The 25,530-nt window shown below is 59.4% G+C and carries 27 protein-coding genes, 3 tRNA genes and 2 pseudogenes; 17 read left to right on the forward strand and 15 right to left on the reverse strand.

Going from position 1 to position 25,530, the window contains the following annotated elements:
- Positions 1-19: 19 nt before the first annotated feature.
- Together ACAM_RS02575 and ACAM_RS02580 are read right to left on the reverse strand one after the other, a co-directional pair.
- Entirely contained in the window at positions 20-949 is a 930-nt protein-coding gene (locus ACAM_RS02575; protein WP_022541247.1) for a 2-dehydropantoate 2-reductase, read from the reverse strand.
- Between the two features lie 64 nt (positions 950-1,013).
- Positions 1,014-1,090, reverse strand: a tRNA-Ala gene (locus ACAM_RS02580).
- A gap of 145 nt (positions 1,091-1,235) precedes the next feature.
- Between ACAM_RS02580 and ACAM_RS02585 the strand changes: the two genes are divergently transcribed.
- Together ACAM_RS02585 and ACAM_RS02590 are read left to right on the forward strand one after the other, a co-directional pair.
- Entirely contained in the window at positions 1,236-1,682 is a 447-nt protein-coding gene (locus tag ACAM_RS02585) for an acyl-CoA thioesterase (protein ID WP_062661976.1), read from the forward strand.
- A gap of 65 nt (positions 1,683-1,747) precedes the next feature.
- Positions 1,748-2,044 (forward strand): DUF211 domain-containing protein, encoded by a 297-nt coding sequence (locus ACAM_RS02590; protein ID WP_010865900.1) that lies wholly within the window; start codon positions 1,748-1,750, stop codon positions 2,042-2,044.
- 21 nt (positions 2,045-2,065) lie between these two features.
- On the opposite strand, the gene ACAM_RS02595 is transcribed toward ACAM_RS02590, so the two are convergent.
- Complete coding sequence (locus ACAM_RS02595) at positions 2,066-2,452, reverse strand: M67 family metallopeptidase (RefSeq protein ID WP_022541249.1); 387 nt, start codon at positions 2,450-2,452, stop codon at positions 2,066-2,068.
- A complete protein-coding gene (locus tag ACAM_RS02600) occupies positions 2,442-2,963 on the reverse strand; it encodes a metallophosphoesterase (RefSeq protein ID WP_022541250.1) in 522 nt (173 codons plus the stop codon). The genes ACAM_RS02595 and ACAM_RS02600 overlap by 11 nt, the downstream gene beginning before the upstream one ends.
- Positions 2,964-3,047: 84 nt before the next feature.
- Between ACAM_RS02600 and ACAM_RS02605 the strand changes: the two genes are divergently transcribed.
- From ACAM_RS02605 to ACAM_RS02625, 5 genes are all read left to right on the forward strand, one after another.
- Positions 3,048-3,254, forward strand: coding sequence for a DUF2283 domain-containing protein (locus ACAM_RS02605; protein WP_022541251.1), 207 nt, complete (start codon positions 3,048-3,050; stop codon positions 3,252-3,254).
- Between the two features lie 30 nt (positions 3,255-3,284).
- Positions 3,285-3,953, forward strand: coding sequence for an HAD-IB family phosphatase (locus ACAM_RS02610; protein WP_022541252.1), 669 nt, complete (start codon positions 3,285-3,287; stop codon positions 3,951-3,953).
- Positions 3,929-4,441, forward strand: a complete 513-nt coding sequence (locus tag ACAM_RS02615) for an SEN2-like domain-containing protein (protein WP_022541253.1) — start codon at positions 3,929-3,931, stop codon at positions 4,439-4,441. The genes ACAM_RS02610 and ACAM_RS02615 overlap by 25 nt, the downstream gene beginning before the upstream one ends.
- 59 nt (positions 4,442-4,500) lie before the next feature.
- A complete protein-coding gene (gene mtnA / locus ACAM_RS02620) occupies positions 4,501-5,613 on the forward strand; it encodes an S-methyl-5-thioribose-1-phosphate isomerase (protein WP_022541254.1) in 1,113 nt (370 codons plus the stop codon).
- A 241-nt stretch (positions 5,614-5,854) separates the two neighbouring features.
- Positions 5,855-7,159, forward strand: a complete 1,305-nt coding sequence (locus tag ACAM_RS02625; RefSeq protein WP_022541255.1) for an NADP-dependent isocitrate dehydrogenase — start codon at positions 5,855-5,857, stop codon at positions 7,157-7,159.
- Between the two features lie 99 nt (positions 7,160-7,258).
- On the opposite strand, the gene ACAM_RS02630 is transcribed toward ACAM_RS02625, so the two are convergent.
- The 3 genes from ACAM_RS02630 to ACAM_RS02640 are packed head-to-tail and all read right to left on the reverse strand — an operon-like array spanning position 7,259 to position 10,577.
- Positions 7,259-8,695, reverse strand: coding sequence for a type II secretion system F family protein (locus ACAM_RS02630; protein ID WP_022541256.1), 1,437 nt, complete (start codon positions 8,693-8,695; stop codon positions 7,259-7,261).
- 4 nt (positions 8,696-8,699) lie between these two features.
- Positions 8,700-10,115 carry a type II/IV secretion system ATPase subunit gene (locus tag ACAM_RS02635; protein ID WP_022541257.1) on the reverse strand — a complete coding sequence of 472 codons (1,416 nt, stop codon included), beginning with the start codon at positions 10,113-10,115 and terminating at the stop codon, positions 8,700-8,702.
- Between the two features lie 33 nt (positions 10,116-10,148).
- Positions 10,149-10,577, reverse strand: coding sequence for an archaellin/type IV pilin N-terminal domain-containing protein (locus tag ACAM_RS02640; RefSeq protein WP_022541258.1), 429 nt, complete (start codon positions 10,575-10,577; stop codon positions 10,149-10,151).
- A 91-nt stretch (positions 10,578-10,668) separates the two neighbouring features.
- On the opposite strand from ACAM_RS02640, the gene ACAM_RS02645 reads away from it, so the two are divergent.
- Positions 10,669-11,601 carry a deoxyhypusine synthase gene (locus ACAM_RS02645; protein ID WP_022541259.1) on the forward strand — a complete coding sequence of 311 codons (933 nt, stop codon included), beginning with the start codon at positions 10,669-10,671 and terminating at the stop codon, positions 11,599-11,601.
- On the opposite strand, the gene ACAM_RS02650 is transcribed toward ACAM_RS02645, so the two are convergent.
- Both ACAM_RS02650 and ACAM_RS02655 read right to left on the reverse strand, forming a co-directional pair.
- Entirely contained in the window at positions 11,598-12,098 is a 501-nt protein-coding gene (locus ACAM_RS02650; protein WP_022541260.1) for a hypothetical protein, read from the reverse strand. The genes ACAM_RS02645 and ACAM_RS02650 overlap by 4 nt on opposite strands.
- A gap of 85 nt (positions 12,099-12,183) precedes the next feature.
- Positions 12,184-12,262 (reverse strand) — tRNA-Gly (locus ACAM_RS02655).
- Positions 12,263-12,392: 130 nt separating this feature from the next.
- Between ACAM_RS02655 and ACAM_RS02660 the strand changes: the two genes are divergently transcribed.
- Entirely contained in the window at positions 12,393-12,869 is a 477-nt protein-coding gene (locus tag ACAM_RS02660) for a ParB N-terminal domain-containing protein (protein ID WP_232502305.1), read from the forward strand.
- A gap of 21 nt (positions 12,870-12,890) precedes the next feature.
- Here ACAM_RS02660 and ACAM_RS02665 read toward each other — a convergent pair whose 3' ends face one another.
- The gene (locus ACAM_RS02665) at positions 12,891-14,060 is read right to left on the reverse strand and encodes a DNA topoisomerase IV subunit A (protein ID WP_022541262.1); all 1,170 of its coding nucleotides are present in this window, start codon (positions 14,058-14,060) and stop codon (positions 12,891-12,893) included.
- Between the two features lie 18 nt (positions 14,061-14,078).
- A complete protein-coding gene (gene top6B / locus ACAM_RS02670; protein ID WP_022541263.1) occupies positions 14,079-15,785 on the reverse strand; it encodes a DNA topoisomerase VI subunit B in 1,707 nt (568 codons plus the stop codon).
- A 502-nt stretch (positions 15,786-16,287) separates the two neighbouring features.
- Between top6B and ACAM_RS08525 the strand changes: the two are divergent.
- The 4 genes and pseudogenes from ACAM_RS08525 to ACAM_RS02685 all read left to right on the forward strand — a co-directional run.
- A pseudogene (locus ACAM_RS08525) lies at positions 16,288-16,515 on the forward strand (dehydrogenase); the annotation flags it as partial.
- Between the two features lie 84 nt (positions 16,516-16,599).
- Positions 16,600-18,464 (forward strand): annotated as a pseudogene (locus ACAM_RS08440) (molybdopterin cofactor-binding domain-containing protein).
- A gap of 22 nt (positions 18,465-18,486) precedes the next feature.
- Entirely contained in the window at positions 18,487-18,693 is a 207-nt protein-coding gene (locus ACAM_RS02680; protein WP_022541266.1) for a hypothetical protein, read from the forward strand.
- Positions 18,694-18,699: 6 nt separating this feature from the next.
- Complete coding sequence (locus ACAM_RS02685) at positions 18,700-19,566, forward strand: N-glycosylase/DNA lyase (protein WP_022541267.1); 867 nt, start codon at positions 18,700-18,702, stop codon at positions 19,564-19,566.
- On the opposite strand, the gene menC is transcribed toward ACAM_RS02685, so the two are convergent.
- The gene (gene menC, locus ACAM_RS02690) at positions 19,541-20,662 is read right to left on the reverse strand and encodes an o-succinylbenzoate synthase (protein WP_232502319.1); all 1,122 of its coding nucleotides are present in this window, start codon (positions 20,660-20,662) and stop codon (positions 19,541-19,543) included. The two genes, ACAM_RS02685 and menC, sit on opposite strands and share 26 nt — an antisense overlap.
- A 252-nt stretch (positions 20,663-20,914) precedes the next feature.
- On the opposite strand from menC, the gene ACAM_RS02695 reads away from it, so the two are divergent.
- The gene (locus ACAM_RS02695; RefSeq protein ID WP_022541269.1) at positions 20,915-22,426 is read left to right on the forward strand and encodes a TrkH family potassium uptake protein; all 1,512 of its coding nucleotides are present in this window, start codon (positions 20,915-20,917) and stop codon (positions 22,424-22,426) included.
- A 98-nt stretch (positions 22,427-22,524) separates the two neighbouring features.
- Here the strand turns inward: ACAM_RS02695 and ACAM_RS02700 are convergent.
- Positions 22,525-22,612, reverse strand: a tRNA-Leu gene (locus ACAM_RS02700).
- Between the two features lie 92 nt (positions 22,613-22,704).
- On the opposite strand from ACAM_RS02700, the gene ACAM_RS02705 reads away from it, so the two are divergent.
- Positions 22,705-23,742: an acyl-CoA dehydrogenase family protein gene (locus ACAM_RS02705; protein ID WP_158318584.1), complete on the forward strand. Its 1,038-nt coding sequence runs from the start codon at positions 22,705-22,707 to the stop codon at positions 23,740-23,742.
- 7 nt (positions 23,743-23,749) lie between these two features.
- Here ACAM_RS02705 and ACAM_RS02710 read toward each other — a convergent pair whose 3' ends face one another.
- Together ACAM_RS02710 and ACAM_RS02715 are read right to left on the reverse strand one after the other, a co-directional pair.
- A complete protein-coding gene (locus tag ACAM_RS02710; RefSeq protein WP_022541271.1) occupies positions 23,750-24,394 on the reverse strand; it encodes a superoxide dismutase in 645 nt (214 codons plus the stop codon).
- 148 nt (positions 24,395-24,542) lie between these two features.
- Positions 24,543-24,854, reverse strand: coding sequence for a hypothetical protein (locus ACAM_RS02715; protein ID WP_022541272.1), 312 nt, complete (start codon positions 24,852-24,854; stop codon positions 24,543-24,545).
- Positions 24,855-25,090: 236 nt separating this feature from the next.
- Here ACAM_RS02715 and ACAM_RS08335 point away from each other — a divergent pair, with 236 nt between their 5' ends.
- Positions 25,091-25,255: a hypothetical protein gene (locus ACAM_RS08335; RefSeq protein WP_158318585.1), complete on the forward strand. Its 165-nt coding sequence runs from the start codon at positions 25,091-25,093 to the stop codon at positions 25,253-25,255.
- Between the two features lie 42 nt (positions 25,256-25,297).
- A complete protein-coding gene (locus tag ACAM_RS02725; protein ID WP_148706361.1) occupies positions 25,298-25,495 on the forward strand; it encodes a hypothetical protein in 198 nt (65 codons plus the stop codon).
- The last annotated feature ends 35 nt before the right edge of the window (positions 25,496-25,530 follow it).

A 25,530-nucleotide genomic window follows, 5' to 3' on the forward strand; every position in this document is an offset into this window, starting at 1 on the left:
GCCACACCGTGATGCCGGGCTAGTTGTCCGCCGTGGGGTTTAGTCTTTCCATGGAGCCGCATCTAAGCGTGTAGAGGGCCTGGAAGAGGAGGTAGAGGGCCTCCACCGTAGGCGCCCCGACGCCGAGCCTCCGCGCATCCTCTACCACACGCCCCGCTATGTAGGGTGCCTCGCTCCTCCTACACCTCTTCAGGTCCTGGAGCGTGGAGGACTCGTTGTCGTACGTCTGCAGCGCCACAAGCCTGGTATACCCGACAGGGTCCTCCGGGAGCCTGTAGCCCAGCATAGATGCCACCAGCCCAACCTCCGAGGTCGCCTTCGACGCCAGCCTCCACGCCCCAGGGTTCTCGACCACTATACCGTTCCTCGAGCCCAGTATCGACGTGATAAGGTTTATGGCCGTGTTTGCAGCGGCCTTCAGCCACCTCCACGCCTCAATATCACCCGTCATCACCGCAGGCGCCCCGCCCCTGCGAAGTATCTCGAAAGCCTCTAGAGCGGCATCGCCAGCCTCGCCCCGCGACCCCACTATCAACCTGCCTATACCCGCGACCCTAGCAAGCCCCGCCTCCATCGAGGAGACCCCGCTCTCCACAACTATGGCAGCAGCGTCGAGGCCCAGTTCCACGGCCCTCTCATAACCCCCCCACCCGTTGCTGGCTACAGCCACCATATCGGAGAACCCTGAGGCAGCCTCTACAGCCGCGGCTGCGTCATACGCTTTCACAGCTATGAAGGAGAGCCTGCACCTGCGCGGCGGCGACCCCTCATACGGCTCTATAGGGACGTGGGCGTCTATGAGGCCGTAGAGCCTGAGGCCAGCCAGCAGGTTAATAGCCTGACGCCGCCTCCTAACCACCGCTACAGGCGGCCTGCCTGTAGCCCTGTGTATGTAGTATGCCAGCAGGCTCCCTACACCGCCCATCCCAACTATGCAGTACGCATTCACCCCGACTAACCCCGGAGCCCAGCCCGCACTCCGTCTAGACTACCATGGGGGAGGATGGGGTGGGTGGTGGACCGGCCGGGATTTGAACCCGGGGCCTCCCGGATGCCAACCGGGCGCTCTTCCAGGCTGAGCTACCGGCCCACGCCCGCTTCCCGCTGGAGGTGCGGGGCCCCAGGATACCTATCATACTTTATGAAGCGGTTTTAAGGATTAGGGCTTATACAACCGTTTCTGCCTTAAGGACGTAAAACCCGCCGGCGGCCCTCTAGTGGGTTTGGTGCTTGGCGTGGCGGGGGCTATCCACTCCCTCAGGGGTACTGTATTCTGGAGTGAGACTGACGCCGCGCAGATAGCCCATTTCAGCACGTTTTTCAAGATATGCGAGTGGGCTGAGGAGGATTTCTTCAGGCGGGCTCTAGGGGACGAGGCTTTCCACGGTGTTCTGGAGTCTAACGTGATGTTCCCCAGGGTTAGGGCCGAGTGCACCTACCACTACCCACTCCACGTGCACGACGACTTCAGGGTTGATATTGTCGATGTGTCTATAGGCGTTAAGAGCATATCCTACGCGTTCAAGGTGTGGAACGAGACGCACTCAACCCTCTCGGCGGAGTGCAGGCTTGTCACTGTGGCGGTGGACCCGAGGGGCTTCAAGTCGGTGGAGGTTCCGGGCTATATAAGGGAGAGGCTGCTGGCGGCTGGGGCGCGGCATGGTGAAGGTGGGAGGCGGTAGGGAACGGCGGCCAACTGCTTTAACCTCCAAACACTATACTCTAATCCCCTTGGGGATGCTGGAGGTTGCCCGCGCCTCTTAGGAAGGTCGTCCTCGACGTGCTGAAGCCCATAAGGGGCCCCTCAATAATAGATGTGAGTAGAGAGGTGGCCGCCCTCCCCGGGATAGAGGGCGTCAACATAACTGTTAAGGAGATAGACGTGGAGACTGTGACGCTGACCATGACGATCGAGGGCAGCGACATAGATTATGGTTCTGTGGAGAAGAAGCTGGAGGAGCTTGGGTGCATTGTACACAGTATAGACCAGGCTGTAGCCGGTAAGAAAATAGTCGAGCAGGAGGAGGTCGAGCAGGGGGAATAGGGGGCTGGCGGCCCCGCGTCCTCACCCCTCCAGCTCTACCTCTACAGGCTCCTCACCCTCCAGCCTCCACGCTTTGACCTCGCCTGGGCAGGCTATAAGCCAGACTCCGGGCCACCTCTTCATCCCCTCCACATCCTTCCCGCTCGGGTCTGGAGGGCAGGATGTGTGGGTGTGGTAGACCCCTAACACTTCTAGCCCCAGCTTCTCCGCCGCCCTGTGGGCCTGAACCACCTGCCAGGGGTCCGACTCGAACTCCCGGGGGCTCTGCTTTAGATTGTCAGTCCTGTAGAGTATGTAGGCGTGGACGGTATCCCCCTCCCTAGCCCCTATAACCAGGCCGGCCTCCTCGTTCTGGGCGAGGGCCATAAGCTTCAGGACCTGCCTCAGAGGGCCTATTCTAGCCTTCAAGGCTTACCAGCCTCGCCTCCATAGCCTCCAGGTCTAGAAGTGCCGCCGAGGGCTTTTCTAGAGAGCCTCCCCCGTCGCCGGGGTTTAGTACTAGAGAGCCCCCGACCCTCTCTATCCTAGCCTTATGGGTATGGCCGTATAGAACGGCGTCCCACCTGCCGCTCGCTGCAAGGGCATCCACTATCTCTACAGTGTTTTCAGGCGACCCGAAGCCGTGTAGCAGCAGGAGCCTCCTGCCGCCGAGGGTGACGGTGGCAGGGGGGTCGAGGAGGGTGGCGCCAAAGCCCTCGGCAATCCTAGCGAGCCCCAGCCTCTCGCCGTCGTTGTTGCCGAAGACACCGTAGAACCTTGCCCTACCGCCCACAACCCCGAGGAGCTCGGCTAGTGTGAAGGGCGCAACATAGTCGCCGAGGTGTATGACAGCCTCAACACCCTCACCGATGAAGACCTCCCCAGCCCTCCTGGCCAGGGCCAGGTTATCGTGGGTATCACTCAAGACTCCAACAAGCAAGGGACCCCCCACCCATTTACTCCTATGGGGAGTCGAATTAATTTGACCTTGGAGAGCAGCTAGGTTCCCTTGGGTGTACCCTGTTTGGAGGGTTTGAGGAACCTGGTGGTGGAGGATCTCTCGAGGCTCTGGATAGAGTATGATAGGAACACCGACACACTCTACATAAACTTCGGGGAGGGGGAGCCCGACGAGAGCGTGCTTATAGGGGATAACATAATTGCTAACATCAGGGAGGGGAGGCTGATAAGCATTATAGTCACAGACTTCTCGAGGCTAGCGGGCCTGTAGCCCCCCGGGTGCTGGCGGGGTAGCGGGGCTATGGCTGGGGGCATCAAGCTTGTCATATTCGATGTTGACGGTGTTCTAGTTGCGGTCAAGAGCAGCTGGGGTTATGTTCATAGGAGGCTGGGCGTTGAGGAGGAGGCGCTGAAGGTTAAGGAGATGTTTGAGAGGGGGGCTATAGACTATATAGAGTGGATGCGGCTGGACACGGAGCTGTGGATCAGAGCCTCGGGGGGTAGGCTTCATAGGAGCAGGCTTCTTGAGATAGTGGGTGAGATACCGGTGAGGGAGGAAGCCTTCGCCGCTGTGAAGGCGCTGCGCCGCATGGGGCTGAGGATAGGGCTGGTCAGCAGCGGGATAGACATACTAGTGAGGCGGGTGGCCGCCGAGATTGGGGCTGACGCGTGGGTGTCCAACAGGCTGCTGTTCGACAGGAACGGCTTCCTACTCCCGGGAGGCTCGCCCCTCGTGGGGGTTGACAAGCGGGGTGCGGTGGCTAGGATGGCGTACGAGCTGGGCGCTAGCCTGGAGGAGGTGGCCTACGTGGGCGACAGCATGTGGGATGCGAGTGCTATGAGGATAGTGGGACTACCGATAGCATACAACGACGGGGGCGAGCTTGAAGGGGTGGCTAAGGTGAGGGTCGCCAGCCTGCTGGAGGTACCTAGGGTGGTTGAGGAGTGGGGGAGGATAAGGGCGAGGTAGCTGCGTGCAAGGCTAGGGCCAGGCTGGAGGGGGGCAGCGTTGTTTTGGAGAAGTGTTTTGACAGCGGGTACTGCAGGAACCTGGAGAGGCTCGGCTACCTAAGGGACAGGACCCTAGACCCGCTGGAGGCCGCCTACCAGGCCTCCCGGGATATGCTCTGCCTCGGGGGGATTAGGGGCTGGAGGGCGGCTATAGGGGTTATAGCCAGCCTGGGCCTAAGCCTCGACACTGCACTAGTATACTTCGACCTGAGGAGGAAGGGTAGGAAGCCTCTGGCGGGCGTGAGGAGGGGTACCCTCGTCTACGAGCATGGGGGCAGGGTTTACGAGGTCCTAGTGCTGAGCGAGGGCTACCCGCTGAAGATAGGGAGCCTGGTGGAGTGGAGTAGGGGGGCTTCGATGGACAACCACTCCCCCATAGTGGCCATAGTCGACAGGACAGGGCTGATAACCTACTATGAGGCCAGGGCTGTGAGGGGCATACAGTGAATCGCCGCCCCCAATATTTCACGTTCTGGGCCACACCTATAGTATAGGGGATGCACGTGTTGGTGGATGTGGATCCTTCTCTAAGGCGCGAGCTGGAGTCTCTAAACAGGTTCCTCAGGGTTAAGCCGCTGTACTTCGACTTCGACGAGGGCGTGTTCGTCTGGCTCGACACGAGGCTAATCCCCTTTAAGGAGGTGTACCGGAGGACGGCCGACTACAGGCGGGTGGCCAGGGCTATAGTCGACATGGAGATAAGGGGGGCGCCCGCGATAGGTGTGGCGGCGGCCTACGGCCTAGCCCTGGCGGCGGCCGAGGCGGCCTCTAGGGGCGGCGACGGCTTTATGGAGGCAGTCTCCGAGGCTAGGAGGAGGATAGAGTCGACGAGGCCCACAGCCTACAACCTCTTCTGGGCTACAGCAAGTGTTTACAACGCGGTTGCCGAGGCTTATAGGAAGTCTGGTCTGGACGCGGCTGTTAGGGCTGGGCTGGAGGAGGCGACCAGGATTTACGTGGAGGATGTGAAGGGTAATGTGGAGATAGGCAGGGTCGGGTCGAGGCTCCTGGAGAGCGGCGACACGGTGCTGACCCACTGCAACACGGGGGCTCTGGCGACGGCTGGCTTCGGCACAGCCCTGGGCGTTATACGGTACGCGTGGATGGAGGGGAAGGATATCAGTGTTGTAACGACGGAGACCAGGCCGGTGCTGCAGGGGGCCAGGCTTAACGTGTGGGAGCTGAGGAAGGAGGGTATACCCTTCAAACTCATAGTAGACAGTGCAGCGGGCCTTGTTATGAGCCGGGGGATGGTTTCCAAGGCTATAGTTGGGGCTGACAGAATAGTGTCCACAGGCCACACGGCAAACAAGATAGGCACCTACATGGTAGCCCTCGCTGCCAGGAGGCACGGGGTGCCGTTCTACGTGGCGGCTCCCGCAAGCACCTTCCAGCTCGACGCCGGCCCCGAGGCGATAGTAATAGAGGAGAGGAGCCCCGACGAGGTTAGGGGGGTTATCAGCGAGGCGGGGTATGTGAGGATAACCCTGGGTGATGTGGAGGCCTATAACCCGAGCTTCGACGTTACGCCGCCCGACCTGATAACCGCGTTCATAACTGACAGGGGCGTCATAGAGCCTCCGTTCGACGTTAACATTAAGAGGGCTCTAGAAGGCTAGACGATTGGCACAGTGCTATATTAGCTTCGTAGCCCTCGAGTTTTTGACAGGGTTTGTAGCATCGGGTTTAAAGCTATTTTAGACGTGTGAAAGGATAGCTTGACTAGACTGTCTGCAACGGCTCTAGTGATAAGGGCTTAACTCGTTTTCTCGCCCAGCATAACCTGCCCTCGGCGAGCCCGTCTTTCTCCAACAATATTATCCTTCTACCTTTCATGCTAACTATGTGGAGGTGTAGGCTATGGCTTCTCCTCCCTGTTCTCCCGAGGACCTCTCGCCTCCTCCGGAGGGCTCTCTGGTGGAGTATAGAGGCGGGAGCCTTAGGGTTCCTGATAATCCCGTGGTTGCATTCATCAGGGGCGACGGGGTTGGGCCTGAGGTTGTTGAGAGCGCTCTGAAGGTTGTTGACGCCGCTGTGAGGAAGGTTTACGGGGGGTCTAGGAGGATAGTCTGGTGGGAGCTGCTAGCTGGCCACCTGGCCCGGGAGAGGTGTGGCGAGCTACTCCCCAAGGCGACGCTGGAGGGTATAATGCTAGCTAGGGTGGCTCTTAAGGGGCCTCTTGAGACCCCAGTCGGCACGGGCTATAGGAGTCTAAACGTGGCTATACGCCAGGCTCTGGACCTCTACGCCAACATAAGGCCTGTGAGGTACTACGGCCAGCCCGCCCCCCATAAATACGCGGATAAGGTTGACATGGTTATATTCAGGGAGAACACTGAGGATGTGTACGCCGGGATAGAGTGGCCCCACGACAGCCCTGAGGCGGCTAAGATAAGGAGGTTCCTGGCCGAGGAGTTCGGCATATCCATAAGGGAGGACGCGGGTATAGGGGTTAAGCCGATAAGCAGGTTCGCCACGAGACGGCTTATGGAGAGGGCTCTCGAGTGGGCTATCAGGAACGGAAACAAGGTAGTCACAATAATGCACAAGGGAAACATAATGAAGTATACGGAGGGCGCTTTCATGAGGTGGGCCTACGAGGTGGCGCTGGAGAAGTTCAGGGACTACGTCGTCACCGAGCAGGAGGTCCAGGAGAAGTATGGCGGCGCCAGGCCTGAGGATAAGATACTGGTGAACGACAGGATAGCCGACAACATGCTGCAGCAGATCATAACGAGGCCCTGGGACTACCAGGTCATAGTAGCCCCCAACCTAAATGGAGACTACATAAGCGACGCGGCCAGCGCCCTCGTAGGCGGTATAGGCATGGCCGCAGGGATGAACATGGGCGACGGGATAGCAGTTGCAGAGCCAGTGCACGGCACGGCGCCGAAGTACGCTGGAAAGGACCTGATAAACCCCTCCGCCGAGATACTGAGCGCCTCCCTGCTGATTGGAGAGTTCATGGGCTGGAGAGAGGTGAAGGAGATTATAGAGTATGCTGTGAGAAAGGCGGTGCAGAACAGGAAGGTCACCCAGGACCTCGCCAGGCACATGCCCGGGGTCCAGCCGCTTAGGACGAGCGAGTACACCGAGACGCTGGTAGCCTATATAGAGGAGGCAGACCTGAACGAGGTCCTCATGCCCACAGGAAAAACCGGGTAGGGGGGCGGACCGCGCCCGGCGGGGAAACTAGCGGCAAGCCATAGGCCTGGGCAACCTGTTTTTAGTGGCTGGCCCCTTAGTGGCTTGTGTGCCTATTATTCACCAGGCCAGCAGCCCCCCTCCTGCAGCTGCGTATGCTAGGGATGCAGCTGCGAGGCTGTATAGGGGGCTGGGGGCCCCGGGCCTGTGTATGACTGCGGCGGGGACTGGTATCAGCGGGGATACAGTCATTATTAGGGATGCTGTGGACGTGAGGGTGTCTAGAGGCACCAGGACCTGGCCTGCCTGCCAGGAGGCCGCCGCCTCGCCTATAACCTTTAGAAGTAGTATGGATATGGCGGGCACGGCCACGCTGGCGGCTCCTAGGATTATAGCCACGGTCTTAGCCCTCCCGGCTAGGAGCCTGGACTCGAGTATAGTGCCGTGCACGGCCTCCATAGCCTTAGACAGCCCCGTCTTCCCGGCGGTTGTGGACGCGCTTATGACAATGTCAACAACGGCGCCAGCAGCCCCCCTGGCCCTCCTGAGGTCCTCGTGGAAGTCTAGCCCGGCCCTGGCCTTTGCAACAGCCACCCCAAGGCTCTCCAGCGCCCGCCTCTCCCTCCCGGACTGGATCATGTAGCCAGCCTCGACTGCTAGGGCGAGAGCCGCGCCCGCGGCGAGGGCGTGGAGCGGTGTTGCCAGCGTTAGGGCCGCCGCCATTGCTGCTGGTGCACCGTATGAGGCTAGGGCTAGTAAGGTGTTGGTGGGGGGCGAGCCCAAGGGGGGCTTGAGCGCGGCCAGGACGAGAGCTAGGGCTGGCGAGGCTACTGCTGGGAGGAGGACTGCTGCGGCGGCAGCCTGGGGCTTTACAAGTATTGCCATGGGTGTGAGGAGAAGGGCTGTGGATACCAGGGTTAGGTTGATCTCCCCCAGGGACTGGGCTAGCCTGGAGTAGGAGTCCCACTGGGTCTTGATAGCCCTAGCTGTATGCTCTATTATATACAGGGTCAGCCTGCTCCTCGACAAGCCCAGCCTCTCGGCTGTTATATACTCCCTGAGCATGGCTCCCAGGGTTTTAGAGGGGGTGGTTCTGGCCAGCATCCTCGCCGCGGCCTCGGGGTCGAGGCCGGACTTTATCATCAGCCTAAGCCTCTCAACCTCCCTCCTAGCCCACCTGAGGCTGGGGTGGTCGGAGGCGAGCATCAGGTCAGCGACGTTCGAGGCCACCGGGGAGTAGGGTAGCATGTAGAGGAGGAGCATGGGCACCTCCCTCTCCACCATGCTACCAACTATAAGCCTGTACAAGGCTGGCGCGAGCCCGGCGGCGGCCGAGGCACCCCCGGCAAGGAGGGGTAGCCAGTAGGGGGCGTGGCCGGCCAGCCAGAGGAGGAGGCTGGCGGATGCTATGAGTGCTAGGGCGAGCATGGCAGCCAGGGAGTACCTCGAGAGCCTGGCGGCACCGGGGCCTAGGAGAAGTGGGTCTGAGAATCTGTGCAGCTTTATGTGCAGCAGCCTGAGGCTCCTCAGCCTGAGGGCGTGTAGCCTGCTGGCCACGGCGCTACACCCTCCCATAGCGCTCTGAGTAGAACCTGGCTAGAGCCTTGTGGAACACCTCAGGCGGCGAGCCCGCCAGCTTCTCGAGGAGCCCGGCCCTCTCCTCCAGCTCCGACTCTAGATCTGTAACCAGGTCCGGTATCCGCGACACCGACTCCCTAAGCCTGTAGCTAGACTCGACAACGCCACCTGGGGTGTCGGGGGCCACAGAATCTCCCTTGGGATCCCATGCGAACACGTCTATCGCCTCGCCACCCTCAATCTCGGTGATCGAGATAACACGCCTCCTAACAGCCCCTCCATAGCCTGGGAGCCTGCGGAGCATCACGATAGCTCCGACGAGGCTGAGGAAGACCGGGGGGAGGCTTATGGGCTCGAGCTGGAGCCTGAGCACTACACCCTCGGGCGTGTCACCGTGCATTGTAGTCATGGAGCCGTGGCCGCTTGCTGCGGCCTGGGCGAGGAGCCTCGCCTCCCTCCCCCTAACCTCCCCAACTATAATATATTCAGCCCTCCTCCTGAGGGCGAACTTGAGGAGCTCCTCAAGCCCAACCTCAACCATGCTCTCCCCGGGCAGGGGCGGCCTTGTCACCAGCGAGTCCCAGTGCCTGTTGTAGAGTCTTATCTCGGGCGTATCCTCGATGGTTATGACCCTGTAGAAGGGGGGTATGAGGCCTGCGAGGGCCTGGAGCAGCGTCGTCTTACCACTGCCCATGGGCCCGGAGACTATTATGAACTGCTGCGCCTCTACAAGCAGCCACAGGTAGGCGGCCTGCAGCGGGGTGATAACCCTCCCCGCCACCAGGTCAGCCATGGTGACGGGCTTCTCCGGGTACTTTCTTATGACGAAGCTGCTGCCGAACCGGGAGACCTCCCTGGAGAAGGTGATAGCCACCCTATGGCCCTCGCCCGTTAGCCCCTCGGCGAGCGGCTGTGCTAGGCTGAGGCTCCTCCCAGCCTTTCTAGCGAGCTGTAGGGCCAGGGAGTTGGCCTCATCCTCTCCCAGGTCTAGATCGACGTCTATCCACCTTCCGGGGACTAGGCTGTGTATGACGGAAACGCCTCTCCCAGGCCCCTCGAAGGCTATCTCCTCTATATGGCTGTCTATCACGAGCGGGTATAGTCTGCCGTAGCCGCTCATCCTCTTCTCAACATGATACCTCTCCCCCTCCCCGGACGGCTCTATGTTTCCGGCTATGATCTCCTTGACAACGGCCTCCCCAGGCTCGGGCGGCTCATTGAAGGCGAGCCTCACACCCTCGCTGTTATCCCGGTAGAGGTAGTACTCCACAGGCCCTACAGAGTATTTGGCCACTAGCCTCCACTCCTCGAGGCCGCTCCATCCACGCCCGCCACCCTGCTCTACACCCGGCTTGCTGGGGGTTTGACGCTGTTTGGGTGTAAAAAACCTCCTAATCAACATTCACACCCGAGGACCTCCCGCAGCCCTAGCCTAGGAGAGGCTCACCGGAGGAGATGACAGTGTCTCCCCCGTGTCTGTTGTGTAGACCAGTGTGGCTGCGGCTGCGTCTGCTGGTAGTAGGAGATCGATAGTGAACTTGTCTCCCGGTTTGACTGTTATTGTGCCACCGTTCTGCGATAAATCTACGGTCTGCGGGGTGCCGTCTGGCATGTAATATTTAACCTGGGTTATGGTTATTGTGCCGCTGTGACCGTTGACGCCCGAGAGGTAGACGAGCTTCTCGGAGTTGCTGACGTACACTGTGTTTGCATTGACTATTACACCCTCGCCAGCCGCCATGACCGACTCGCTGCTGGACATGAAGTACTCGTAGACGACGAAACCCCCTATTATGGTGAACGCTATTAGGATTATGGAGGCTACCAGGGGGGAGAGCCCCCTCCTGCTCCTTCCTCCCATGTCTTCCAGCCGTGATCTAGTGTAGGGGGCGTTATACTCGAAGTCGTTTTAACGTTTAAACATTTAAGAAGGGTGGCTTGGTGCGGCTGCGGTGGAGGAGGTTAGGGACTGCAGGCTGGAGGAGGGGTTGACTGTAGACGGCCTTATAGGCTGCTACCGGGGGATACACGGCTTCATGGCCGGCCATCTGGCTGAGGCGGTTGAGGTCCTCAGGGAGGGGCTGGGGGTTAGTAGAGTGAGGATACTCACATTCACGGGCAACCTTGTGGCCACGGGGCTGAGGGGGGTTATAGCCCAGCTTATAGCCGGAGGCTTGTTCAACGTGGTGTTCACAACCACCGGAGCCCTAGACCACGATATAGCCAGGTTCATGGGGGGTAGGTATCTGAGGGGCCGCTTCGAGGCCGACGATGTGGAGCTTCATAGGAGGGGTGTGCACAGGCTCGGCAACGTGTTCATACCTGTGGAGAGCTACGGCCCCCTTGTGGAGAGGTTTGTAAGAACCCTCGTCGAGCGGGCGGCCGGGGAGAGGAGGGAGTGGGGTGTCTACGAGCTGCTGAGGCTAGCTGGCGAGCTTATGGAGGGCGATGAGAACTCCATACTAGCCGCCGCAGCCAGGAGGGGCGTGGACGTCTTCGTGCCAGGCTGGCCAGACGGAGCCTTCGGAACCTCCCTGTTCATGGAGAGACAGCGGGGCGCCGGCATAGCGGTAGACTACTTCAGGGATATGACCCGCCTCGCAGACATATTCTTCCCCCAGGAGGGCAAAGCGGCCGCACTGATAGTGGGGGGCGGCATCAGCAAGCACCACGCCATATGGTGGAGCCAGTTCAGAGGGGGCCTCGACTACGCCATCTACGTTACTACTGCTGTGGAGTATGACGGCAGCCTCAGCGGGGCGCACCCGCGAGAGGCGGTCAGCTGGGGGAAGATAAAGGAGTCTTCCAGGAGGGTTGTAGTCTACGGCGACGCAACTATAACACTCCCCATAATAGCCTACTGCCTCCTACACGGCTGCGGCTAGCCGCCTCTAGCCTTGTGTGACGCTATTAGGAAGTACTCCGGCCTGGCCGAGTGCCCGTGCTTTGGGGAGATATACTCCCTCACGCCCTTCAGCTTCAGCCTGTACACGCACCTCCCAGGTGTTACTATGCTGGGGTCATAGCTCTTCTCGAAAACCAGCTCTAGAACACCTTTGCGAAGCCTGTACCTACCCTCTGCTATAAGCCTGTCACCCTCCTCCTCGTCAACCTCTATCTCCTCAATAGGTATGACGCCGTAGCTGCGGGCCAGGGTGTTAAGGCACCTGAAAACCTTGTCGTTCCACACGAAAAGGCTGATCGCCTCCCTATCGTTAAGAACAAGCTTTATATGGAACCCCTTCTCCCCAGCGTGATGCACAACCCTCATATAGCCGCCGGCCTCAAGCCTCTCCAAATCCACCAGCTGCAGCTCCAGAGGCTGGTCCCTCTCACCCTCCATCCTAGGCTTATAGGGTATAACAGGATAGGCAGCCTCCAAACCCCCACCCCCTGGAATTTACTGGGGGGTATCTGGAGGGAAGAAGGTTTAAGCCCGAGCTAGAAGATGCCAAGGTTAAGAAAGCTGGTGCGGCGGCCGGGATTTGAACCCGGGACCTCCGGCTTGGCAGGCCGGCGTCCTAGTCCAGGCTAGACGACCGCCGCGCCCAGACTCTTGAGTACTGTCTCCGGAGGGTTAAAGATTTACTGGGGCCAGCCCAGCATTCCCACGAGGCTAAACCGACATACCTTATCTTTAAATCCTCCGGCGTGTTATCTGGTCTGTAAAGTGGGGGTGCGCGGGGTTGGACTGGCTGGAATGCCTCTGAATGTGTTCAAGCCCCTCTTCAGGCTTAGCCATGGTGTGGTAGGCCTGGTTTCCATCTCCTCCCTAAAGCCGCATGAGGAGATAGAGGGTGAAAGGCTCCATATCCTCCTCGAGGATATTAAGCGTAGGAGGCTTGTTGTGAAGCCCATACTCGTTGACGCCAAAACCCTTGTGATACTGGACGGCCACCATAGGTTCAACGCCCTTAAGATACTGGGAGCCAGGTACGCGCCAGCTGTGCTAGTAGACTACGACTCACCATGCGTCTCAGTAGGCTCGTGGAGGGAGGGTGTTAGCGTTTCGAAGGAGGAGGTTAGGAGGAGGGGTGTAGAGGGCAGGCTTTACCCGCCGAGAACCAGCCGCCATAGAGTGTGCTTCGAGATACCCGACGTCAACGCCACCCTGGAGGAGCTTGCGGGCGATGGGGTGGGGAGCGTTGGGTAGTTCTTAGGCCTGCCGCCCTCCCTAGTCTATCCAGTCTCCCGTCTCTATCTTCTCCGGTATGTACTGGTGGGCGAAGAACTTGAGGCCCTTGCTGGCGATAGCCTCTATCTCGAGCTTCACCAGGTGCTTCAGGAACAGCCTTATCTCGACGTTCCACCTACGGTTCTTCCCTATCCACGAGTAGTTTAGCAGCTCTTTAGCCCTCTTCACGTCCTTGTCTGTAGCCTTTATCATGAACTTCTTCCTCTCAGCCTCGCTAAGATACGGCTTCTTCCCCCTGTAGCCGAAGATGTCTGTCATCTGGACTCCGAGGAACTTGGCCTTGGGGGTGGCGAGCCTCTCGCTCTCGTAGCTGAGGGTTATGCTGCCCACCTTGTAGACCGAGTAGATGTACCACCCGTAGGGGTCGCTGTCGGTTATAATGTACACTGGCAGGTTCAGCTCCTCGTGCAGCCTCCTGACGAACCTCCTTGTGGCCCTGTCGGGCTGGCCGGAGCCCGTAACGAGAAGGGCCTTATACTTCTTCCAGAACCCGGCCCTGTGTAGCTGCTGGAACACAGCGTCCTTCTCAACAACAAGCACGAACTCAGCGTCGACGTCGAGGAACTCTATCAGGTCGGGGGTGGGCTCTATTGCGTACGCCCCGTGTCCTAGCTTGGAGAGGTCTATAACGTCTCCACCGCTCCTTATCCTCATGTTGCCGACTACTTTGCCCTTCTCCTTCGAGAGTATTAGCATGTCCTCCCTGAAGAGGCCAGTGTAGACCTCTATATCCTGTATCACGCTGTCGCTCTCCTTCTGCTCGTCCCACGTGTTCTCCTCCCTCTTCCTCCCAGTATAGTCCCTATACACTATAGTGTGCTTCCCCTTGTAGTACAGGTCCCTTATAGTCGGGTACTCGTTCTCGATGAGGGACTGGTATATTATGGAGGCCATCAGCAGGGTCTGCATGAACCTCCTCGACTCGCCCACGTTCAGGAACTCCCTCTCCAGCTTCTCCTCGCCTATAACCAGTATACCCCTCTCCGGGTCGAATATGGTGTTGGAGAGGGTCCTCTTCGGTATCTCCAGCTTAGGCGGCCTACCCTTTATGACGTCGCTTATCAGCCTGTGGAACTTCTTATACATAACCTCAGCCGCCCTAAGCCTAGCCTTAATATCTACCTCGTCCCCGAACATCTCGCCCGACACCCACCGTCACCCCCCCGGCTACTCGAGCTCCACGCTCTCCACTATCCTCCTTACAATCGCCTCCGGATCCTCGGTCTTGCCATCGACGGGCGGCAGCTCTATGTGGCGTGCTACAATCTTGATGAGGGCTTCCTGCAGCTTCTTAACCTCCTCAGGCTTGGGCGGCTGCCACTTGCTGGGGGGCCGTAGGAAGTATGCCAGGCTCACGGCAACCTCGGGTATGTACTTCGCCAGGGTCACACTCCTCCTTATAGCCTCCTCCTCCCTGGCCTTCCTGGACAGGTAGAGCCTAAGCCTCCTGGCAACCTCCTGCACCGCGTTCCTTATCTCCGCCTCTATCTCTGGGACGTCGCTGACGCTCTCTTTACCCACGCCCTTGTATGGCACCTTGGTGCTGGCTATGTGGACGAGCACAACAAGGGGGGCTGGGAAGTCGACGTTATACTGCCTCCAGTTGATGCTGCTGACCACCTTGTAGCTCACGTCCTCCCTCTCCTCGTAGAGCAGAGGGATCTTGTTGGCGTACCTCAGCAGCAGCGGCTCGCTGCGGGGCTCTATACCGCCCCCGTAGGCTATCCCAACCTCCACTATAAACGGGTGGCCCCTGTAGGCCTTGGGGCTCCTCGAGACAGCCCCCACCCACTCGGGGTTGAACATCCTCCTAAGCCCAATCTCTATTATATCGCTGCCTATTGGGCTCAGGTAGTCGCTCTTCGGGGCTCTGAAGGGGTACTCCATCAGGGCGTCTACCAGGCGCCTCAGGAGGCCCTCCCTACCCTTCTTCAAAAGCTCCCTGGGCTTCAGACCCGGGTCCAGCCCGTACCTCTCGAGGAAGTCCTGGGCGGTCTTGTCGCCTATGCTCTGGAACTCTTTCACGAGGAACTCCCTGAGGGTGGAGGCTCTGGTGTTCCGGAGCATGGATTTAAGCTGCTCAATATCGACGCCGTGTGGATGCGGCTTAGACTCCCTCGGCGGCTTGGGCAGCTTCCTCGTAGACCTGGGGAAATAGTATATCTCGCCGTCGGGCGTCTCAAGTATTATCTCGGCGTACGGCGCTATAACCGCAGTCCTCTTAATGTACTCCAGGATCTTGCTCTTAGCCCTGCTCCAGTCCCCCTCTAGCGAGAGGGTGACCCTAGTGCCGTGCCACGAGCCCCTCTTATTCCACTCACCCCTCTCCAGTATCCTGGGCTCGTTACGCTGGACGTCTATGACGAGCTTCATCATATAGACGTACTGGGACCCCTTAGTCGCGCTGTAAACCTCCACAGGGGTCCCCGCAGTCATCTGGCCGTAGAGTATGGCGGCCTTCACGCCCAGGCCGTACATCCCCCTCGTCTGTCTTATAACATATTTACTGCTGAAGAGGACCTTGCCGAAAGCCATAGCCATGCTGGTGACGGGCACCCCAATACCGTTGTCCTCAACCGTAACCCTGTAACGGGGCCTCCCCCCTTTATCCTCCGAGCCCTCTATCTGCCTAATGGATATGTGGATCCACGGTAGAATCCCCTTCGCGTCGGTGGCGTCCAGGCTATTCTCCACTAGCTCCCTTATAGTCTGGTAGAGGGCTCTAGTGGGGTTTGCGAACCCCGCCAGCTCCTTATTCTTGGCGAAGAACTCGGCTACACTCATCTCCCTATACTTCTCGCCCGTAGACCCGGGCCTCGCAGCCTCCTCAGCCCTCGCCCTCGACCTCCTGCTCCTCTTAGCCACAGCGCTCAAGCTACCCGCCCACCCCCGCAGAAGCGTTGGCGAGAGGCGGCAAACCTACCCCCGGAAAAAGAAATAACCCCCTAAGGCTATATGCAGGCCAGACTACATAACAGGGTAGCCCCAACCCCCTACATCCCGCTTGTGTTCTAAATCGTCGTCGGGAACCATAGGCTAATTGTTAAAAAGCCTATTCACGGCGGTGACTGTTGGAGTGGTTGGAGTCTGGTACAGTTCAGATTCAAATACTGTAGACTTCGACCCGCAAGTACCAGTCCGAAGCTTTGGTTTGAAGGGACTGCTTGTCCGTATATGTGTATAGCGGCAACTTAATCTATACTGCGATAGTGAATTAATCCTGGATTCCACATTAGGGTCTTGAAGCGGGTGTGGTGTATTGCGTCTATCCAGGTGGGTAGGCTGGAGGTATGTGGGTAGGCGTGTGAGGAGGCTTGAGGACTACCGCTTGTTGACAGGGAGGGGGAGGTATGTTGACGATGTTAGGCTGGAGGGCGTGCTCTACGCCGCGTTCGCCAGGTCCGAGTACCCCCACGCGGAGGTTAGGAAGGTTGACCTTAGCGATGCTTTGAAGGCGCCGGGCGTCGTGGCCGCGTTCAGCTATCAGGATCTCGAGGGCTCGCTGAAGCCGTGGACATTCGACGTCCCCTCGAGCCCCATGTACCCCCTGGCGAGGGATAGGGTTAGGTATTATGGGGAGCCTGTAGCGGTTGTTGTCGCCCGGGACCCGTACCAGGCGGCGGATGCTGTGGAGCTGGTGTCGGTCGACTACGAGCCCCTGGAGCCCGTCGTGGACCCTCTGAAGGCTATGGAGCCTGGGGCGCCTAGGGTGCATGACGAGGCCGAGGGTAACATAGCATATTCTAGGAGGCTGTCGTGCGGTGATGTGGAGAAGGCTTTCAGGGAGGCCGCGGTGGTTGTGGAGGACAGCCTTTGGGTTGCGAGGAAGTATGCGGCGAGCCTCGAGCCCCGGGGAGTCGCCGCCAGCTTCGACGGTAAGACTTTGACCGTGTGGGTGTCGACACAGACCCCCCACGACCATAGGGACGAGCTTCTCGAGAAGATAGTGCCTCCCCCGGCTGACGTTAGGGTTATACAGCCTGACGTGGGCGGCGCCTTCGGCGCTAAGATAGAGGTGTACCCTGAGGAGATTGTGGTTCCCTACCTAGCCATGAGGCTTGGGAGGCCGGTCAAATGGTATCCCTCCAGGAGGGAGGACATGGTAGCCACAACCCATGGGCGAGACATAAGGGCTGAACTCTCCCTAGCCGCCTCAAGGGACGGTATGATACTGGTTTGAAGGGTAGGATAATAGGTGATGTGGGTGCTTACCCCCTAGGCATCTTCCTCCCCCTGATAGCTGGCCGCATACTCCCGGGAGCCTACGATATTGGGAACGGGGATGTGGAGGTCCTCGCAGTCTACACTAACAAGACGCCTCTAGCTGCCTACAGGGGGGCTGGGAGACCTGAGGGCATCTTCTTCATAGAGAGGATGATGGACCTGCTGGCCGACGAGCTGGGTATGGACCCGGCCGAGCTTAGGCTGAGGAACATGATAAAGCCCGAGGCAATGCCCTATAAGAACTGCTTCGGCTGGCAGTACGACTCCGGCGACTATCCTGGAACCCTGAAACGCGGTCTGAAACTCCTGAGGCTGAGGGAGCTCGAGTCCTGGGTCGAAGAGGAGAGTAGGAAGGGTAGGATGCTGGGCCTCGGCTACGCCTTCTACGTCGAGATAACCAGCGGCGGCCCCTTCGAGACGGCTAAGGTGTCGCTGGGGCGGGATGGCACGGTGAGCATTGTAGTGGGCTCCACCCCCACGGGCCAGGGAGACGCCACCGGGTTCGCCCAGATCGCGGCCGACCTCCTGGGAGTTGACGTCGGGAGGGTGAGGGTCTACTGGGGGGACACCGGTCTCATAGGAGAGGGTGTAGGCACCTTCGGCAGCAGGACCATAACTGTAGGCGGCGGGGCCGTTATAGAGGCCGTGTCCGAAGTCCTGGAGGGGCTGAGGGCGAAGGCCGCGGAGATGCTGGGAGTCGAGCCCGAGAGGGTCGAGTACAGGCCGGGCGAGTTCTACGTCGCCGACAGCCCCGAGGACTTCGTGGGCCTGTGGGACGTGGTCGAGCAGCTGTACAGGGAGCTGGGTGAGGGGGCCAGCGAGGTACTCTCTGCATACGCAAAGTACGACCCTAGGAAGCCCGTCTACCCCTACGGCCTGCACGTGGCGGTTGTCGAGATAGACCCCGGGACGGGGGTGCCGAGGGTTGTGGAGTATAGGTCTCTCGACGACGTAGGCCGCATAGTCAACCCCATGCTTCTTGAGGGGCAGCTGGTGGGCGGTATAGTGCAGGGTATAGGCGACACCCTATACGAGGAGATGGTGTACACCAGCGACGGCTACCCGGCTTCGCTGAGCCTGGCGGACTACGGAGTGCCCACGGCCCTCGAGTACCCCGACGTTGTGGAGATCCACTTCCAGGAGACCCCCACACACCACCCCCACGGCACCCGCGGTGTAGGGGAGATTGGCACTATAGCCGCGCCACCCGCCGTTGCGAGGGCTGTGGAGGACGCGGTTAGGAGGTATACAGGGCGCCGAGGGTTTAGGGTGAGGAGGCTGCCGGTGAAGCCCGAGGATATACTGGCTGCCCTCAGCGCCGAGGGTTGAACCGGCGAGAGGATAGGGGGAGATGCCAGCGCCGCCTAGGAGGCTGTTTTTCAGGAGGCTCAAGACTATAGTCATCGCAGCCATAGTCTTCATAGTAGCCTACAGGCTGGCCCTCGCCCTGGCCGCCTCGATACTGAAGGGGGCTATAGCCACCGCCACGCTGGCCTCGATACTCATAGCCGCTGCCGTTATAGTAGCCGTGCTCATGCTGCTGAGGAGGGGTGGGTGAGGCTTCTTGGCCCAGAGGCTCAGGTGGGAGAGGGTTGAGGGGGTTGCCAGGGCGTTCTCCAGGCTTAGCTTGGGCGAGGTCCTCGCTTTCGAGGAACAGGCAGACCCCCAGTACAAGCTCGTGTCGAGGCTGGCCTCCGAGGTGGGGCCGGGGAAGGCGGCTGTCGCCGCCCTCCTCACAGGCCTCGCCAGCTACAGGCTGGCCATGAGGGGTGAGGAGTGGTGGCTCTGCTTCTACAGGCACATGAGGTCCTCGCTACCCCGTGCCGAGGGCCTGGAGGGTGTCTTGAGGGCTGTAGAGGGGTTTCTCACCTCCTGCAGCGGGGCCGCTATAGGTAGGGAGGCTAAGCTGAGGAGGGTTAGGAAGGCCGCCAGCGCGGCCGAAACCCTCCGGGGTGTTCTGGAGGATCCTCCAGCCCTGGTGGAGATGGCCCCCCAGATACTGGAGGCTCTGAGGACGGCGTTGGGCGAGAAGGGCTTCAGGAAGACCACGGTATTCTCGGTTAAGATAGCGTACTATGCTGTAAGGCCGCTAGCCGGTAGGAGGCCGCTGACGCTAGACGTCCCCATACCGGTTGACGTTAGGGTTGCCTGCGCCAGCATATCCTCGGGGATGGTGGACGCCCCTAGCTATAGGGAGGTTGTAGCCAGGCCTGAGGCGGCGCAGAGGGCTTGGGGCTACGTTTCGAGGTCCTCGGGCATACCGGTCCTCCACATAGACTCGATACTGTGGGTAACAGGCTGGGCCCCTAGGGAGCTCCCGCCGGGCGAGGCTCGGGATATGGTGGCTAGTCTGCTCTCACGCGCCCTCGATAGGGAGAAGGCCCTGCTCCTCGCTTCAGAGCTCGTCAGGAGGCCTTGCCCTGGAGGGTGAAGCTTCTACTCCTCCTAACGTATTTACGCAGCCGCTCCCAGTTCACCTCAACCCCTATCCCGGGCCTGTTCCTCGCCCTTATGACGCTGCCAGGCTCAAGCTCCCACGGCGCGTCTACTATGTCCTCCGCGTAGTATCTGCTGCTGGCGCTTATGTCGGAGGGGTACCTGACGCCAGGGAGGGTTCCTAGGGCTACAAGATGGCCCCTGCCCACCCCCGTCTCCAGCATGCCCCCTATCCAGACCGGTAGGTGTGCCTTGAGGCTCCAGAAGTCGTGTATCTCGAGCGAGGACGCCAACCCCCCCACCCTCCCCGGCTTGATGTTTATTATCCTGGCCGACCCGAGTCTGAGGGCTGCAACGGCGTCTCTAACGCTCCTAACGCTCTCGTCGAGGCAAACCGGCGTTCTAACCATGCTCTGGAAGTACGCGTGCTCGAGCAGGTCCTCGTGGTGGAAAGGCTGCTCTATCATAAGGAGGCTGTACTCGTCTAGCCTCGACAGCCGGGGGGCGTCGAGGAAGGTGTAGGCGGCGTTAGCGTCCACCTGCAGCGGCACATCTGGGAACTCCCTCCTAAGCCTCTCGACAGGCTCTATATCCCACCCCGGCTCTATCTTGATCTTTATCCTGCCATAACCCTCCTCGAGATAGCGGGAAACCGTTTTAACCAGAATGTCTATGGAGGGCTGGATGCCCACGCTCACCCCCACGATCACATCCCTCTTAACCCCCCCGATGAGGCTCCAGAGGGGCTTCGACTCCATTCTAGCCTTAAGATCCCACAGAGCCATCTCAACACCAGCTTTAGCCATGTTGTGCCCCCTGATCCTTGAGAGGCGTTCCCCCACTAGTTCGGGCGACTCTATATTGCTCGGCAGCAGCCTTGCTATGTAGTCCTCGATAACGTGCCAGGCTGTCCAGACTGTCTCGCTAGAGTACCATGGCCCCTCGCCGGCCACAACCTCCCCCCAACCCTCCTCGCCACCCCTCTCCACAGCCCTAACCAGGAGGGCTGGCCTGAGCCTTGTGCTCCCGAAGCTCGTCCTAAACTCTGAGACAAGGGGCATCCAAACCTCGAAAACCTCGAGCCTAGCCACCTCCAACCCGTGCAGCACCCTCCCAACAGACCCACAGCCATATTAATACGATCCAAATCATCCAAATAATCGAAAATGGGGGGCTGAAGACATGCACCTCCACCGAGGGCCCCGGTGAGGAGTTTAGCCTGGCTTCGACCCCCCGCGGCTGTGATTATAACCTCCGACCCCGACATCAACACCCTAGGACTCTTTACCCGTGGAATGGGGAGGCCCTGCGTGTATGAGCCGCGGAGGGGTGCTGTGCGTCCCTTGGCTGTCGGGAGGCGGCGTCAAACCCTGTTTACAGCCGTCCAGTACCTAGGTCTCATACTCATGGTTACTAGCCTGCCTTTCACGGTCTCAGGCCTCACGGGCCTTCTCGTATGGGGCGGCCGTAGTGAGGTGGAGTTTAGGGTTTCAGCCGAGCTGCTCGCCTCTGGTGTTGGGCTTGTGCTTTTCGGCCTCCTCCTATCCAGGGCGCCTGGAGGGCTGCTTGGCCGGGGGGATGCCGTCTTCATAACCGTGGCTACCTGGCTGGCGGTACCCCTGTTCTCAGCCGCCCTGATGTCGGAGATCCTGGATATACCGTATATCGACGCCCTGCTGGAGACTGTGGCGGGCTGGACGACGACGGGGCTCTCCATACTCACTGGTGCGGAGAGCAGCAGTGGGGGGTATGTGCCGAGCGTTGACGAGATACCGGAGTCCGTCAAGCTGTGGAGGAGCATGCTGCAGTGGGTGGGGGGTGTGGGTATTGTGGTGTTTACCGTGGCTTTCCTGGCAAGGCCGGGGATCTCGGCCGCCGCCCTGTACATAGCCGAGGGTAGGTTTGAGAGGCTTGAGGCCAGCCTGAAGGCGAGCGCCATAAGGATGACGCTGGTGTACACTGTGTACACGCTGCTGGGAGCCATAATAATATACCTCTCGGGTATGAGCCTCTCAGACGCCATACAGCACAGCATGACAGCCATATCGACGGCGGGCTTCTCGACCCACGCCGACAGCGTGGGTTTCTACAAGGGCAACTACGCGGTGTACGCCTCAACCCTGCTCGTATCCCTGTTCGGCGCCCTCAGCTTTGTCGACCTGGACAACATGATGAGGCTCAGGCTGGGCAGGGTGCTTAGGAGCGTTGAGTTCAGAGCAATACTACTTCTGACTGCAGTCTCAGCCGTCGCGGCCACGGTAATATGGTATGTGGACCCTGTGATGAGGAGTTCATATAGCCTGGCCGACGCCGTCTACAACAGCGTCTCCGGCTACATAACAGTCGGCTTCTCAACCGCCAGCCTGGAGGGGGCTAGCGACAGCTACAAGCTGACGATAGCAGCCCTAGGCCTCATAGGGGGGAGTGCGTTCAGCACTGCGGGGGGTATAAAGGTTCTCAGGCTGGCCATAGCATTGAAGACCCTAGACGTGGAGACGACGAGGATACTGAAGCCAAGCAGCTACGTACCCAAGAACCTCCTGGGAGGGAGGAGGCTGACGGAGGACATGGTGAAGAGGAGTCTGGCTGTTATAATGGCGTTCACCACTGTCGAGGTCCTCCTGGGTCTCACCGCCGTAGCCCTCTATTCAAGCCAGTACAGCACTGTCGACATCATATTCGATGTTACAAGCGCCCTAGCGAACATAGGCCTCTCAACCGGCGTCACATCCCCAGAGGCTCCCGCAGGGATGAAGATAATATTGATAGCTGGGATGCTGCTGGGGAGGCTGGAGATACTCCCATACATAGTAGCCGCAAAATACCTGGTGGAAACCGCCAGGGGCAGAATCTAGCACCTCGACGGGCCGCCGCTCCCCCTCTCACTATCCAAGCAGGAAGCCCTGAGCGTCCGGAAGGCTCCCCCTGCCGACACCTATTTAGGCTGTTAGGATGGTGCGGGGGGTGGGATTTGAACCCACGCAGGCCTACGCCAACGGGTCTTAAGCCCGCCCCCTTTGGCCAGGCTCGGGCACCCCCGCACCATAGGTAAGTATTTCTCCCCGGGTCTGGCTAAAAATACTCGCCGCGGCAGCCTACTCAACCTGGTACAGTGTGGCCCGGGTGGTCCTTAGTGTACTCGGAATCCTGTTTAGGGCCCGGTGCTTCGAGGCTCTTGGATGAGGAGCTTGCAGGCCTGGCGGGAGACATTGACAGGGAGAACCGGGTTCCCAGTAGCCTGCTGGACAAGGCTGCTGCTGAGGGCCTCTTCGATATAGAGAGTGTGGAGTGCCTTCTCCAGGCTGTTAGGAGGGCCTCCAGGTATAGCCGTGGGTTTGCCCACGTCCTGCTGGTCCATGGTAGCTGTAGGCTTGCCGCTGGCGGGGAGGGCAGGATATACGCATTGGGCATAACCGAGGCGGGGGGCGGTACTGATGTTAGGGCTAACATAACGACGAGGGCGGATGAGCTGGGCAACGGTTCATACAGGCTGGAGGGTATGAAGTACTTTACCAGCAACGCCCTCTACGCCACCCACTTTGTCGTGCTGGCCACGGCTGGGGGGGAGCCAGGGTTGTTCCTGTGCGAGAGGCAGCCCCAGATAAGGGTGGAGCCGCTGGACCTCTCGGGCTTCAGGGGCTCCGGGGTGGGTAAGGTCTTCTTCGGCGGCGCCGTCTGCGAGAGGCTGACGGAGCCGGGGGTGGACGGGGTTAGGGTGGCGCTCGGGTATATAAACGTCGGGAGGCTCGGCTACGCCTCGCTCGCCCTCGGCATAGCGGATAGGGCCATAGAGATTATAGCCGAGGCAGCCTCGTCAAAGACCGTCTTCGGCAGGCGCCTAATAGAGTATCAGGGGGTGCAGTGGAGGATAGCCTCCATAGTGGCGCGTAGAGCCGCCCTCGAGAGCCTAGTGCACTCGGCCCTCCAGGATGGAGCCAGGGTGGACCCGGAGAGGGCGGCTATGGCGAAGATCCTGGGGGGTGAGCTGGCCCTCGAAGCCGCCTGGTCGGCGGTTCAGATACTTGGCGGCAGGGGGCTGGCCATGTGGGGTGAGGCGGAGAGGATGTACAGGGATGCAAAGGTGATTGACATAGGTGAGGGGGCGAAGGAGGTGCTTATGGACTATATAGCTGGTAGGACTGTTAAAAAAGTGCTAGCAGGCCGGAGCTAGTGGAGGTCTACTGGGGCAGCAGGTATAGGGGCTTCGCGTTGTTTAGAGCCTGCTCCAGCCTCTTCTCCACGTCGTCCCAGTTTACCACGTTCCACCAGTTATCAACGTAGCTGCCCCTGTCGTTCTTGTACTGCAGATAGTATGCGTGCTCCCAAACGTCGATGACCAGTATGGGCACCAGGCCCGCGGTCATGAGGACGTTATGCTTCTCCACCTGCAGTATCCTAAGCTCCTCGGTTAGGGGGTCGAAGGCGAGGACACCCCAGCCCACGCCCTCAACAGTCTTGGCGGCCGCGCTGAAGAGAGACTTAAACTTCTCGAAGCCGCCGAACTGTTTCTCGATCAGATCCGCCACCCTGCCGCCGGGCGTCCCTCCACCCTTGCCCGGGGGAGCCATGTTTGGCCAGAAAATGGTGTGCATTATGTGGCCTGCATAGTTGAAGCTGAAGTCCCTCATAACCGCCCTGACATCTATCTGGGCCTCACCCCTGAGATGCTTCTCTATCTTCTCGAGAGCCGCGTTAGCCCCTTTGACATAGGTGTTATGGTGCTTCTGGTGGTGCAGCCTCATTATCTCCTCGATGATGTAGGGCTCCAGCGCGTTGTAGTTATAGGGGAGCGGGGGTAGCTCGTACCTCTTAAAACTAACCATGCCAAGTCACCTGCTCGAACCACATGAGATAGTATGTTAACGGAGTTAAAGAATAGTTTAATAATTAGGATAAATATTTCGTGCACCGGTTTAAGAGCAGGCTTTATTTAAAACCGTTTAAGCAGGCCCGGTCCCCGGCGCGGGCGCCCTACCCCTCACCAGCCGCCATGGAAACCTGGACATGCTTCACCGTCAGCAGCCTGCCCAGGGGGTACTTCATCTCCTGTAGCACGTCCTCGACAGCCCTCCTGACGTCGGTTAGCTTCTCGACTGAGCCGGAGAATATGTCTATATCGGTTATAGGAAGCCTTGAGGGCTGGGCTATGAAACTGTTTATACGCACCTCGGTATCCCCGCCGAGGACCTCCATAAGCTTCTCTGAGAGAGCCTTCAGGAAAGAGAGCCTCCACCTCCTGCCTACAAGCCTGACCCTTATCACGGTAACTATCTGCTCCGACACCGCAAACCACCATAAAGGAATGTAACACTTCTATTGCCACTCACATATTAATAATTATTTCAACAATATTTATTTGTAAAATCTGGAAACCCGCTCTCGAGCCCTGGAGAGCTATATATATGAATTATATATTTTTATACTTTCGCCAGAGGACACGAGACCCCGCCCCCCGGGAATTCAGCTGGGGCTATTAATAGACTGGCTACGGTGGAGGAGGGGGTGCACAGGCAGGATAAATGCTCTGCGCGGCGGCGGGCCTCGCTACCCCAGAGGCAGTCACCGACCTCCTCCTGGGCACGACTGGCTTCATAGGCCCGCCGAGGAGTCCTCCAAAAATCATAATGTCCCTACGTCCAGCCCTATATGCTTCTCCCACACTACTGGCTGGCATCCTGGATTAACCCTTATACCCTTGGGCGTCCTTTTCAATTCTCCGGGTAGAGATGGTTAGCGTGGAGCAGTTGAAGACTGGTGTGGAGTTTTTCGATAATCCGATACTTGGGGGTGTACCTAGCGGAATCTTCGCCTGGACAGCTGTACCCCACGATGAGCAGCTGAGCCGTGTGAGGCGGCCGGGGGAGTCTATGGAGACGATTTGCCCGGTAAACAAGATATTCAACAATATAATGCACGGGTTGTGACTATTCGGGACTGGCCGTGGATAGGCGTTTACCTG

Origin of the sequence: Aeropyrum camini SY1 = JCM 12091 (genome assembly GCF_000591035.1) — an archaeon.
Lineage (GTDB): Archaea > Thermoproteota > Thermoprotei_A > Sulfolobales > Acidilobaceae > Aeropyrum > Aeropyrum camini.